Below are 12,844 nucleotides of genomic sequence, written 5' to 3'. Positions count from 1 at the left end.
AAGCCTGCGGCTGAGCCCGTGGCGCCTGAGCCCGTCGCACCTGAGCCTGTGGCGCCCGAACCGGTCGCCCATGAGCCGGTCGCCCATGAGCCGGTCGCCCATGAGCCGGTCGCCCATGAGCCGGTCGCCCATGAGTCGGTCGCGCATGATGAGCCCGTCGCTCCCGAGCCGGTCGCATCCGCGGACAGGAAGACGCCGATCGCCGCCGCATTCCGGCAGGGACGCAGCCCTCAGCCGGACAAGGCGACCGAGGACACGGGCGCAGCCCGTACCGTCGCCGCCACGGCCGCCCTTCGCTGCAAGGACGAGGCAGCCGGCAAGAGCGGCGCGGTCGCGGGCGCCACCGAGCGCCGGATGCTGGGTGTGCCCCGCAACCGCGGGAACATGGCGGCGGCGGGAGCCGGCGTCGTACTGGCCGCGGTGCTCGGCACGATCATGGGGCTCGGTTCCATGCCGGACGACGGTCCCGGTCCCTCCGACCGCGGGGGCAAGCCCGGTTCCTCGTCCACGCAACCGGACGAAGAGAGCGAACTGAACGCCGACAACCCGGAGTCCGGCAGCCCGGAGAGCGACACACGTAAGTCGCGCAAGCCCAGCTCCTCCGAATCCCCCGGAGCGTCCGACAGCCCGAGCAGCGCGTCGCCGAGTGAGAGCAGCTCGGAGCCGGGCGAGGATCCGTCCACGAGCGAGCCGGGCGACTCGGGAGGTGCGGGCAGCCCCGGCTCCAACGGCGGTACGGACGGCGGCGGTACGGACGGTGGCACCGATGGCGGTACGGACGGTGGCACTGACGGAGGTACCGATGGTGGCACTGACGGAGGTACGGACGGCGGTACCGATGGCGGCACTGACGGCGGTACCGATGGTGGCACCGATGGCGGTACGGACGGTGGCACTGACGGCGGTACCGATGGTGGCACCGATGGCGGTACGGACGGTGGCACTGACGGCGGTACCGATGGTGGCACCGACGGAGGTACGGACGGTGGCGCCGACGGAGGTACCGACACAGGCGGTACGACCGACGGCGGCACCGGCACCCCCAGCCCGACCGGCACACCCATCGCCTGACGGAACAGCGCTCAGATCACCGCTTCTCCTGCCCGGTCGGCCCGTCAGCGCCGGGCAGGAGAGCGTGCGCCCTCCTTGCGTACGAACGACCTGCGCAGGGCGTGATACGGCTCGTCCGGATCGAAGAACTGGCGGCACATCCTGTTCAGTTCCTCACCCCGGTAGGCGGCCAGCGGTTTGACCGCCTCGTCCCGCGCGCGTGCACGGGCCTTCTCCGTGAGGCGCAGGGGAAGCCGCGCCGCAGCAGCGGCGTCCGCGGCCATGCGGGATGTCTCGTGCGCGAAGTCCCCCGGCGCGGCAGGCACCAGCGCGTCGACGAGGCCCATCTCGGCGGCGCTCGCGGCGCTCAGCGGTGCCGCCTCGTCCATGAGCCGCTGCGCCGTGGCCGGCCCCACGCGGCGCGGCAGGGTGTAGGTCCAGTACTCCGAGCCGTACAGGCCCATCAGGCGGTAGTGGGGGTTCAGTACGGCGCCGGTTCTGCACCACACCTCGTCCGCCGCGAGCGCGAGCATCACGCCTCCGGCGGCCGCGTTGCCACCGAGCGCCGCCACGACCAGCCGGTCCGTGGTCCGCAGGACGGCTTCCACCAGGTCGTCCATGGCCAGGATGTTGAGCCAGGACTCCTGCGCGGGATCCGCGGCGGCCTCGATGACGCCGAGGTGGATGCCGTTGGAGAAGAAGTCGCGGGTGCTGCCCATGACGAGCACCGACGTGGGGCGTGAGAGCGCGAAGCGGTAGGCCCGCAGCAGGCGCCGGCAGTCGGCCGTGCTCATCGCGCCGCCGGGGAAGGTGAACCAGAGGAAGCCCACCTCGCCCTCCTGCTCGTAGCGGATGTCGCTCCAGATGTGCCGTCCTGCGGGTGTCTCCAGTGGTGCGGGAATCTCCGGTACGGGGGGAAGCAGACCGCCGAGGGCGTGGACCGCGGGTCTCTTGAAGGTCGAGGGGCCGCCCTGCGTCCGCCGGGGTCTCAGCTGCGGGATCCACACCGCTCCGTCCCGCGTCGCCCGGCACACCGCGCCGGCACGGGTGGCCAGGATCTCCCCTGGGGCGCCACGCAGTTCGAGCTCGGGACGGCCGCCGTGCAGAAACCATTCTGCGTCAAGTAGTTCGTCGAGCACGCCGGGCTGGGAGTCGGCGGCGCGGAGTTTGCGCAGCACCGTCGCGGTGGAGTCGGCGGACCAGTCGATCCGGCGCAGGTCCTGGCCGAAGTACGGGCGCCAGACCGGATCCACCTCGAGGGTGCGCTGCGGCTGCGGCTTGTGCCGACCGGACGCGAAGCGCTCAACGGCCAGCATCACGGCGGCCATTGCGGCGTCCGCCGCCTCGTTGCGGTAGATGTCGCTCTTGCCCGCCCCCGGGGGGATCTCGAAGGGAACCGTCGCCCAGATGTCGCCGGCGTCCATCTCGGCGTCCGCCTGCAGCACGGTCACCGCCCACCGCGTGGCGCCTGTCTCGACGGCCCAGTCGAGAGACGAGGGGCCGCGGTCGCCGGGCGGACCCGGATGAACGATCAGGCAGGTGTGCCCGGACCAGACGTCCTCGGGAAGAGCCGTCTTGAGCATCGGGGCGATGATCAGCTCCGGTACGTGACGGAGCACCCCCTCGCGTACGGCGTCCTGATCGCCGTCCGGGACCACGTCCAACTCGTGGTCCCGGACGGCGATCAGTTCTGCTTGGACGCGCTGTGTGAGGCTGTTGAAAGCACTGGCCACGAGCAGGATCCGCACCGTGCACCTCCGTGTCCGACGGCCGCCGGACGGCCGCCCGGCGCGAGCAGCCTCGGACGGTATCCCAGGACGGAGGGCGGCGGCCAGGGACGGGCGGAGAGTGAGACAGGAGTGCCCTCGTACGGCGGTACGTTCTTAGTAGGAACTGAGGAATGGCTGGTGAGGGCACGCGTCCGGCAGGCGGGCGTCAGAAGAGCCGGAGCTTGTCGTCCTCGATGCCGCGCAGCGAGTCGTAGTCGAGCGTGACGCATCCGATGCCGCGGTCCGAGGCCAGCACACGCGCCTGCGGCTTGATCTCCTGCGCCGCGAAGACTCCCTTCACCGGGGCCAGATGAGGATCCCGGTTGAGGAGTTCCAGATAGCGCGTGAGCTGCTCCACGCCGTCGATCTCGCCACGCCGCTTGATCTCGATGGCGATCGTGGTGCCCGTCTCGTCGCGGCAGAGGATGTCCACGGGGCCGATGGCCGTGGGGTACTCACGCCGGATCAGCGTCCAGCCGTCGCCGAGGGTGTCCATGCGGTCGGCGAGAAGCTCCTGAAGATGCGCCTCCACGCCGTCCTTGATCAGGCCCGGGTCCGTGCCCAGCTCGTGCGAGGAGTCGTGGAGGACCTCCTCCATGGTGATGATCAATTTCTCGCCCGCCTTGTTCTGCACGGTCCAGACCGAGTTGGAGCTCTCCTCGGACTCCTTCACCGTGCACGGCGGTGACATCCAATTGAGAGGTTTGTACGCGCGGTCGTCCGCGTGTACGGAAACGGAGCCGTCGGCCTTGACCAGGATGAGACGGGGGGCCGAGGGGAGATGGGCCGTGAGCCTGCCGGCGTAGTCGACGGAGCACCGGGCGATGACGAGACGCATGGTCGGTCACGCTACTGGAAGCCGCTCCCGATAAGCGATTCGCCCCTTGATCGCCCCGTTCAACAGTGGCCGGATGTATGCCCATTCGCATGGTGCGGTCACTCTCCGCCCCTTAACGTTAACGATGGGGGGTGTCGCCGTACGGAGTCGCGTGATCACGCGATGGCCGCCCGGGTCCCTCCATTCCCATCAGGAAGACCCCTATATCCCCAGGGGTCGCGAGAGGAGAACCCATGTCGCTCGACGTCTCACCGGCCTTGTTGACACAGGCCGAGCAGGGAGAAGTCGACGAGAGAGACTTCGTCGAGTGCGTCCGCACGTCCCTCCCGTACGCATGGGAGATGGTCGCTTCGCTGGTGGCCCGGCTGAAGGTGGACGGCGGCGAGTTCGCCGACAACCAGACGCCGCCGCCGAACGAGCAGGCTCGAGGTCAGCTGCTACGCGCGTTGGCCAGTGATGCGATACGCGGGGCGCTGGAGCGGCACTTCGGTGTGCGGCTTGCCTTCCAGAACTGTCACCGGGTCGCGGTTTTCCCGCTGGACGCGTCGGTGGACGACAGGCTGGCGCGCTTCACCTCGGTCCGCGGACAGCTGCTCAACCAGTCGCCGACCCTGCGCGACTGCTGAAGGCTGCACCAGCGCAGCCGGCACAGTGCCGCGCTGCCGCTGCTCCCGTGGGCAGCGGCAGCGTGCTCAGGCTGCGGATCCGGACGTACGCATCCGGACGGATTCGCACACACGCGACGGGCGGCGGTGACAGCGAGCGCCGGGTGCGCGGGAGTCAGGACGCAGGAGGGAGCTGCGTCAGGACCTCCTCGCCGAGCCGCTGCACGTTCCGCTCCGTCGCCGCGAGATCGCCCGTCCCTTCGACGAGCAGGGCGAACCGGTCGATGCCGGTGCGCTCGTGCGTCGCCGCGAGACGGTCCGCGCACAGCTTCGGGGTCCCCACGGGGTGCAGCCTGCACAGCAGTTCGGTGTATGAGAGCGGGTCGCGCATCGTGCGGCGGCGTCCGTCCACCGTGCGGTGCGCTCCGAGTCCTTCGCGGAACCAGTCCGGCATCGTCTTGATCAGGGACTCGGCGGCCTCATCGGTGTCGTCGGCCACCTGAGCGACGCCCACGGACACGTGCAGGGAAGCGGCCCGCTCGATCTCCTCGGCTGCGAGCCCCGCCTCTCGCGCCTCACGGCGCCACATCGCCACGACCTCCGCCTTCTCCTCGTCGTCGCAGTGCATGCCGAGCAGCATCGGCAGTCCGCGGCGTGCAGCGAGCCGGACCGTGCCGGGCGAGGTGCAGGCGACGACGACGGTGGGACGGGTCAACGAACTCTGGCCGGCGGTGGCGGAGGAAGAGCCTTCGGCGGTGGCGGGCCCCTCGGCGTTGGCGTCCTCGGCGGGGCTCAAGGGCGCGTCGCAGCGCGGCACGACGTCGACCTCGCGGAACTGGTACCGCTCTCCGTCCGTCCCGACGCGGGCTTCGCTCAGCCAGCGCAGCAGCAGATCCATCGCCTCGGTGAAGCCGTGCTCGTACGCTTCCAGGCCGCCGCCGAGGACTTCGAGATCGACCCACGGGCCGCCACGGCCGAGGCCGAGCGTGAAACGGCCGCCCGAGGTGAGGTGCAGCAGCGCGGCCTGCTCGCCGAGCGCGACAGGGTGAGCGTTGGGCAGCACGCTGACCGCGGTGCCGACGCCGATGCGCCGGGTACGCCCCAGCAGGAACGCGGCCAGGGTGACCGCGGACGGGCAGACTCCGTACGGGACGAAGTGGTGCTCGGCGAGCCACACCGAGTCGAGCCCCGACTGCTCCGCCAGTTCCCCCGTGCGGACTGCGCGGTGCAGCGGCTCCCTCGGCCCTTGCCCTGGGAACTGCGCGGCCAGCACGAACGCTCCAACTCGCATGCTGTGCCCTCCTCTTGAGCGTTCAGGACCCCATCAGGCATTAACGGATGACACGTGCCAAGGGCACGGCATGAAATTCAATTCTTCCGATGAACGGCACCCGACAACAGGGCGCCGGGCGGACCAGTCTGCTCTGTCGCCGGTGCTGCGGGCGTTCGGGTCATTGATGACTACTCTGGTGAGGCCCCGGTTCCGATCTGTCGAGGTGTTCCGTGTCCCCGCGTCGTAACCGCCCCCGCGGCGGTGCAGTCAGCTCCTCCTCTTCCTCCGCCTCCGGGCGTCAAGACGACGAGGCAGGGGGGCGCTACGGGCTGGAGCGCACCGAGGACTGGCGCGGCGAGGAGTGGGCGGTGCGCCTGGTCGGGGGCACCGCGGGCAAGCAGTACCGGTGCCCCGGCTGCGACCAGGAGATCCCGGCGGGCGTGCCGCATGTGGTGGCCTGGCCGCGCATGGGGCACGTCGAGGACCGGCGTCACTGGCACAAGTCGTGCTGGAACGCGCGGGACCGGCGGGGGGCGCGTCTTCAACGCTCACGCAACGCGCCGCGCTACTGACCGTCCCTCGTACGGGTGTCGCTCGCATTTACGGTTTCGCGGGCCCGCACCTGCGTGGACCACTCGTCCGGTCAACGCCTCGGCGCCCTCCTCACCGTTCCGGCGTCCCTGAGAGCCTCTGGCCTCCCTGCGACCTCTCGCGCTCCTGAAGTCGCCTCCGCTGCGGCACCACCGTGTACTTGGGGTCCTTCGAGGACTCCAATCCGGCGTGGAAGACGCCGAGTCGCGTGCACGCCGAGGCCGCGACCAGCGCCAGCCCGGACAGACCCGCAGCCGCACGGCTGCGCCCTCCGAGCACTGCCGCACCCGCCGCGCCCGCCAGGGACAGCGCCTCGGCTGCGCGCATCCACCGTCCGCCGCGACCTTCGCGGTAGACCTCGGCCACCAGCCCCAGCCTGCGTTCCATCGCCTTCATGGCCGCGTTCTCGAGGGCTGTCCCCGCCACCGCGGCGCTCCGCGCCGGGCCGTTCTCCGCGAGCGGCGACGCCGCCAGGGCCATGCCGGACGCGGCCGTGGCCGCCGAACCGACGAAGACGAAGGGCAGTTCGCGGTAGCCCTCGTGCCAGCCGGGCACGGCGGTGTCGGCGGCCAGCACGGCCGTGTACGACGCGACAGCAGGTCCGAGCAGGGCCGCTCCCACCGTCGCCGTACGGCCGATGCGCGGAAGCTTCCCGCCGGCGTCGCACAGCGTCGCCACGAACGAGGCGGGAGCGTAGGCGGCGAGCAGCCAGGAGCCGACGCTCATCGGTGAGGTCGGCTTGAAGACCCGCAGCATGTTCGCGAACCGTCCGGGGCGGCCCAGGTCGTGGATGAGGGCGGCGGCCGAGCCGGCGACGGAGACCGTCGAAGTGACCTTCAGCGCGCGGGCCATGACGGGCCGGCCGCTCAGCTCGGCCCCGGCTGCGAGCACGGAGCCCGCACCGGCGAGGCCGCCGAGGAAGAAGTACCCGGCGATGTTGAGCGGCTGCCATGCGGGCTGGTTGAGCACCGGCCTGCCGTAGTAGGAGGTGAACTCGGCCTCCGGGACCATCGTCTGCTCGCCCTTGCGGCCGCGGGCCCTGCCACGACGGTGCCTGCCCTTGCCGTGCCGCTTGCCGGCGTCTGCCCCGGCTCCGTTGCCTCCGGGCCGTTCGCCGCCCGTCAGGTCCTGGGCGCCGACGAGTGCCTCTCGGCTGGGACGGATCCCCTGCTGCCCTTCCTTGGTGACGTCGGAGATGCTGCCGGCCTGACGTGCCTCGGCCGGGTTGCCGTCGGCCTCGTTCCTGCCCGCACCGTGGCCGTCGCCCTGTGCGCCGTCGCTCATCGCCGGATCCTCCACTTCAAGGCGTCGTTGCGTCCGTGCGCGGCGAAGACGGCCGCGAGTCCGCCGAGGAGAGTGAGCGCCGCCGCCCCCGCGTGCCGCCACATGTCCGGCAGATCGCGGGTGGTGACGACCGGGTCCGGCGGCAGTCCGTAGACCTCGGGCTCGTCCAGCAGCAGGAAGAAGGCGCCGTCGCCGCCGACGCCGTCCTCGGGGTCGTGCCCGTAGAGCCGTGCGTCCCCGACACCCGCCTCGTGCAGCTGAGCGACCCTCGCCTCGGCCCGTTCGCGCAGTTCGTCCAGGGGCCCGAACTGGATGGACTCCGTCGGGCACGCCTTGGCACAGGCGGGCTCCTGGCCCGCGCCCAGCCGGTCGTAGCACATGGTGCACTTGAACGCCCGGCCGTCGTCGGGACGTTGCTCGATGACGCCGTAGGGGCAGGCCGGTACGCAGTAGCCGCAGCCGTTGCAGATGTCCTCCTGGACCACCACGGTGCCGAACTCGGTCCGGAAGAGCGATCCGGTGGGGCAGACGTCGAGGCAGGCGGCGTGCGTGCAGTGCTTGCACACGTCCGAGGACATCAGCCAGCGCAGTTCACCGCGTTCCTCCGACCCGGCCTCGGGGGGAGTGGTCGGAGTGACCGCCGCCTCCTCCGGCGGGGTGCCGGAGCCCTGCGCGGCGAGAGCGAGCACGTCCACATCGCTGTGGTCGACGTCGGCGTGTGCGTGCCCGACGGGCTTGCTCTGCTCGATGAAGGCGACGTGCCGCCAGGAAGAGGCGCCCAGGCCCTGGGTGTTGTCGTAGCTCATCCCGCTGAGCTCGATGCCGTCCTCGGGGATGGCGTTCCACTCCTTGCAGGCCACCTCGCACGCCTTGCATCCGATGCAGACGGAGGTGTCGGTGAAGAAGCCGACACGGGGCGGGTGTTCGCCGTGCCCCGCGTCGCCCGCCGGATCGTTCTCGGGGCCGGCGAGCAGGTTGCGGCCGATGATGGATTCAGTCACGTCCGTACCTCCATGCCGGTGTGCTCAGTGATGCCGCCACGCTTGCGGTACTCCTCCAGAAGCCGCAGCAGGTCCGCGCCCCGTGGCCGCCGTCCCGGACGGATGTCGGCGGTGAGGGCCTTGACTTCCTGTATGTGCACGTTCGGGTCGAGCGCGATCGACGTCAGCTCGTTCGCCGCGTCCCCGGTGCTGTAGCCGTTGCGGCCCCAGTGGTACGGCAGCCCGATCTGGTGGACCGTACGGCCGCCCGCGCGCACCGGAGACATCCGCTCGGTCACCAGCACGCGGGCCTCGACAGCGCTGCGGGCCGTGACGACGGTGGCCCAGCCCGCGTGCTCCAGCCCGCGTTCCCGGGCCAGTTCGGGGGAGACCTCGCAGAAGAACTCCGGCTGTAGCTCCGCCAGATAGGGCGACCAGCGGGTCATCCCGCCGGCGGTGAAGTGCTCGGTGAGCCGGTACGTGGTCACCACGTACGGATAGACGTCCGAGCCGGGCTCGTCACCGCTGGGGTGGTAGCGGTTGTGCTCGCGGGAGAAGATCTCCCGTACGGGGCTGCGCTGTTGGCCGGGGTGGAGCGGGTTGCGGACGGGTGAGTCCTGCGGCTCGTAGTGAGTGGGCAGCGGCCCGTCGAGCAGTCCCGCGGGCGCGTACAGCCAGCCCTTGCCGTCGGCCTGCATGATGAAGGGGTCCACGCCGCTCAGGGCGTCGGGTCCGACGGCGTCCGGCTCCGGACGGAAGGACGGGGGCCGGTCCGCGATGAAGTCGGGGACGTCGTGGCCGGTCCAGCGGCCCTGTTGCTCGTCCCACCACACCAGCGCCTTGCGGTCGCTCCACGGGTTGCCTTCGGGATCGGCCGAAGCGCGGTTGTAGAGGATGCGCCGGTTGGCCGGCCAGGCCCACGCCCACTCGGAGGCCATCCAGTCCTGCTCGGTGTGCGGCTTCCGGCGGGCGGCCTGGTTGACGCCGTCGGCGCGGACCCCGCAGTAGATCCAGCAGCCGCACGAGGTCGAGCCGTCGTCCTTCAACTGCTGGTACCGGGAGAGCGGCCGGCCCTCGGCGTCGAACCCGTTGATCTCGGCGAGAACGGCCTCGGCGCTGGGCTCCGCGAGGGGACCCTCGGTCGGGTAGTCCCAGGTGAGGTCGAGCACGGGACGGTCCATGGGGTCGGCGGAGTTCCTGAGCCGCTCCCTGATGAGCCTGCCGAGGTGGTAGACGAACCACAGGTCGCTGCGCGCCTCTCCGTCCGGCTCCTTCGCCGCGTGGTGCCACTGCACGTACCGGTTGGTGTTCGTGAACGAGCCGGCCTTCTCCGTGTGGGACGCCGCGGGGAAGAAGAAGACCTCGGTGCCGATGTCCTCGGTGCGCATCTCCCCGCTCTCGATCTCCGGCCCGTCCTTCCACCAGGTCGCCGACTCGACGAGTGAGAAGTCGCGCACGACGAGCCAATCGAGGTTGGCCATGCCCATGCGCTGCATACGGGCGTTCGCCGAACCGACCGCCGGGTTCTCCCCCATCAGGAAGTAGCCCTTGCAGATGCCGTCGAGCTGGTTGAGGACGGTCTCGTACGTGCTGTGCGCACCGGTGAGACGGGGGAGGTGGTCGAAGCAGTAGTCGTTGTCCGCGGTGGCGGCGTCGCCCCAGTACGACTTCATCAGGCTGACGAAGTACGAGCGCATGTTGCCCCAGTAGCCCTTGTCGGCCCGCACGGCCTCCACGAACGTGTCCAGGTTCTCGTTCTCGTGGGCGTGCGGCATGGGGAGGTAGCCGGGAAGCAGGTTGTAGAGCGTGGGGATGTCGCTGGATCCCTGGATGCTGGCGTGTCCGCGCAGCGCCTGGATCCCGCCGCCGGGGCGGCCGATGTTCCCCAGCAGCAGCTGGAGGATGCAGGCGGTGCGGATGTACTGGGCGCCCACCGTGTGCTGAGTCCAGCCGACCGCGTAGCAGAACTCGCTGGTGCGGTCCGGGCCGGAGTTCTCCACCAGCGCCCTGCACACCTCCAGGAACGTCTCCCGCGGAATGCCGCAGGTCTCCTCGACCATCTCCGGGGTGTAGCGGGCGTAGTGCCGCTTGAGGATCTGGTAGACGCAGCGCGGGTCCTGCAGCGTGCGGTCCTGCCGGGAGGAGGACTCGCCCTCGAGCCCGGGGCCGCCCGAACCGTGCGACTCGGGCTTGCCCGCGGAGGCAGGCGTGCGGCTGCCCTCGGGGTCCTCCTCGTGGACCGCGTCGCCCTCGCCGGAGGCGGGCTGTCTGGTTTCGCCGCCGCCCGCGTACTGCCAGGAGTCCCTGTCGTAGCGGCGCGTGTCCGGATCGAGGCCGGAGAAGACACCGTCGAGATCCTCGGTGTCCTGGAAGTCGTCACCGACGATGGTGGCGGCGTTGGTGTAGTCGAGGACGTACTCGCGGAAGTCCGAGCCGGTGCTCAGCACGTGGTTGACGATGCCGCCGAGGAAGGCGATGTCGGTGCCCGCCCGGATCGGTACGTGCAGGTCGGCCAGCGCGCTGGTACGGGTGAAGCGCGGGTCGACGTGGATCACCTTGGCGCCGCGGGCCTTCGCCTCCATCACCCACTGGAAGCCGACGGGGTGTGCCTCGGCGAAGTTCGAACCCTCGATGACGATGCAGTCGGAGTTCTGCAGGTCCTGCAGGAAGGTGGTGGCGCCGCCCCGTCCGAAGGACGTGCCCAGCCCGGCGACCGTTGAGCTGTGACAGACCCGGGCCTGGTTCTCGACCTGGACCACGCCCAGAGCCGTGAACAGCTTCTTGATCAGGTAGTTCTCCTCGTTGTCGAGAGCCGCGCCGCCCAGCGTCGCCAGGCCGAGCGTGCGGTTCACGCGGAGCCCTTCGTGCTCCCACTCCCAGGATTCGCGCCGCGAACGGACGACCCGCTCCGCGACCATCTCCATGGCGGTCTCCAGGTCCAGCCGTTCCCAGTCCTCGCCGTACGGACGCCGGTAGAGGACCTCGTGGCGGCGGGCGTCGCCGGTGGTGAGCTGGAGTGTCGCCGAGCCCTTGGGGCACAGACGGCCGCGGCTGACGGGGGAGTCGGGGTCGCCCTCGATCTGGACGACCTCGTCGTCCTTGACGTAGACGTTCTGCCCGCAGCCCACCGCGCAGTACGGGCAGATCGACTTCACGACCTTGTCGGCGGTCTCGGTGCGGGGGCGCAACTCCCGGGTGCGGGCCGAGGATGCCGCCGCGCCGCGGCCCAGCGGATCCTCACTGGTCAACTGCCGGTACACCGGCCAGCTCTCGAGCCAGGTGCGTACACCCATCACTGGTCCTCCATCCGCACGAGCACGTGATCGCGCGGGCCCAGTGCCCCTCTCACTCCGCTTTACGCGTGGAGGGCCTCAACTCGGCGGAGAACGACGGCAGACGGCCTGGAGGACGGCTGACGCTGATGTGCTGCGTGTGCTGTGCGGGGGTGACCGCCGCACAGCACACCTCGCCTCACACGTCGCGCTTGTTGAGCAGCGCGTAGGCGGCGACCAGCACGGCGACGGTCACGCCGGCGAGGATGCCCAGCAACGGCCAGCCCGTGGTGTTCGGATCGTCCGTCGCCATGGGGATCCGGAAGAGCGAGGCCAGCCCGTTGAGCGGCGAGTACTCCATCAGGAAGTCGCGCACGTCCTTGAGCTTCTCGCCGCCCATGAACAGCGCGAGGACCAGCGGCAGCAGGACGAGGCCGAGCATCGTCGTGATCGCTCCGGCCGAGTGCCGCAGCAGTGCGCCGACGGCCAGCGCCAGCAGCCCGAGCAGCGCCACGTACAGACCGGCGCCGACTGTCGCTCCCAGCCACTGCCCGCTGTCGGCGACGACCTGGCCGTCCTGGACGTACTTCTGGAGCTCCTCCACGCGCTGGACGTACTCGGGGACCTCCTGGTCGCTCAGCAACGCGGAGTTGATGAGGGCGGTGACCGAGCAGGCGACCGTCGTCATCACGAAGGCCAGGAGGAAGAAGATGAGTGCCTTCGCGATCAGCACCCGGCCGCGCTTGGGGCAGGCGGTCATCGTGGTGCGGACCATGCCCGTGCCGTACTCGGAGGTGATCACCAGCACGCCCAGGGTGATGATGCAGATCTGCCCGAGCATCAGCCCGAAGAGCCCCGGTGCGAGAAGCGGCATACCCGTGAACGTGCCGCCGCTGAGCAGCGACGCCGTCAGCAGGCCGATGCCGACGACGAGCAGGAACATGACGCCGAGCGTCCACACCGTGGAGCGCACCGACCGGATCTTCGTCCACTCCGAGACGATGGCGTGGCCGAGGTGGGTCCGCTTGAGGGGGATGGGGGAGGCGTAGCCGCCGGCCATGGGAGCGCCGGGCGGCGGCGCGGTCGCGGTAGCCGGACCACCGTGCTGCTGGTACCCCGGGTTCATGGGCGGCTGCTGAGGCTGCTGGTGCGGGGTGGTCATCGGGCGTCGTCCTCGCTGTC

General features: G+C 70.5%; 9 protein-coding genes and 1 pseudogene. 3 read left to right on the top strand and 7 right to left on the bottom strand.

All coding sequences use genetic code 11. From position 1 onward, the window contains the following. A pseudogene (locus H5J26_RS21845) lies at positions 1–1,071 on the top strand (hypothetical protein); the annotation flags it as partial. A gap of 44 nt (positions 1,072–1,115) precedes the next feature. Here H5J26_RS21845 and H5J26_RS21840 read toward each other — a convergent pair. Continuing rightward, entirely contained in the window at positions 1,116–2,798 is a 1,683-nt protein-coding gene (locus H5J26_RS21840) for an enoyl-CoA hydratase-related protein (protein ID WP_181767626.1), read from the bottom strand. A gap of 187 nt (positions 2,799–2,985) precedes the next feature. Further along, positions 2,986–3,657 carry an endonuclease NucS gene (nucS, locus tag H5J26_RS21835; protein WP_181767625.1) on the bottom strand — a complete coding sequence of 224 codons (672 nt, stop codon included), beginning with the start codon at positions 3,655–3,657 and terminating at the stop codon, positions 2,986–2,988. 233 nt (positions 3,658–3,890) lie between these two features. Between nucS and H5J26_RS21830 the strand changes: the two genes are divergently transcribed. Next, the gene (locus H5J26_RS21830; protein ID WP_181767624.1) at positions 3,891–4,283 is read left to right on the top strand and encodes an SCO5389 family protein; all 393 of its coding nucleotides are present in this window, start codon (positions 3,891–3,893) and stop codon (positions 4,281–4,283) included. A 154-nt stretch (positions 4,284–4,437) separates the two neighbouring features. Here the strand turns inward: H5J26_RS21830 and H5J26_RS21825 are convergent, their stop codons facing one another. Next, on the bottom strand, positions 4,438–5,553 hold the full coding sequence (locus tag H5J26_RS21825; protein WP_181767623.1) for an LLM class flavin-dependent oxidoreductase: 1,116 nt from the start codon (positions 5,551–5,553) through the stop codon (positions 4,438–4,440). A 212-nt stretch (positions 5,554–5,765) separates the two neighbouring features. Between H5J26_RS21825 and H5J26_RS21820 the strand changes: the two genes are divergently transcribed. Then, positions 5,766–6,107 (top strand): ATP/GTP-binding protein, encoded by a 342-nt coding sequence (locus H5J26_RS21820; RefSeq protein ID WP_181767622.1) that lies wholly within the window; start codon positions 5,766–5,768, stop codon positions 6,105–6,107. A gap of 91 nt (positions 6,108–6,198) precedes the next feature. Here the strand turns inward: H5J26_RS21820 and nrfD are convergent, their stop codons facing one another. The 4 genes from nrfD to H5J26_RS21800 form a co-directional block, all read right to left on the bottom strand. Next, entirely contained in the window at positions 6,199–7,410 is a 1,212-nt protein-coding gene (nrfD, locus tag H5J26_RS21815; RefSeq protein WP_181767621.1) for an NrfD/PsrC family molybdoenzyme membrane anchor subunit, read from the bottom strand. Next, positions 7,407–8,411: a 4Fe-4S dicluster domain-containing protein gene (locus tag H5J26_RS21810; RefSeq protein WP_419183830.1), complete on the bottom strand. Its 1,005-nt coding sequence runs from the start codon at positions 8,409–8,411 to the stop codon at positions 7,407–7,409. Before H5J26_RS21810 ends, nrfD begins: the two co-directional genes overlap by 4 nt. Then, a complete protein-coding gene (gene fdh, locus H5J26_RS21805) occupies positions 8,408–11,683 on the bottom strand; it encodes a formate dehydrogenase (protein ID WP_181767620.1) in 3,276 nt (1,091 codons plus the stop codon). The genes H5J26_RS21810 and fdh overlap by 4 nt, the downstream gene beginning before the upstream one ends. Positions 11,684–11,861: 178 nt before the next feature. Continuing rightward, complete coding sequence (locus H5J26_RS21800) at positions 11,862–12,788, bottom strand: ABC transporter permease (RefSeq protein WP_419183831.1); 927 nt, start codon at positions 12,786–12,788, stop codon at positions 11,862–11,864. Between the last annotated feature and the right edge of the window lie 56 nt (positions 12,789–12,844).

The sequence above is a fragment of the Streptomyces albidus (ex Kaewkla and Franco 2022) genome (genome assembly GCF_013870515.1).
Classification (GTDB): domain Bacteria; phylum Actinomycetota; class Actinomycetes; order Streptomycetales; family Streptomycetaceae; genus Streptomyces; species Streptomyces albidus.
This window is presented reverse-complemented; position numbering and strand designations above follow the sequence as displayed.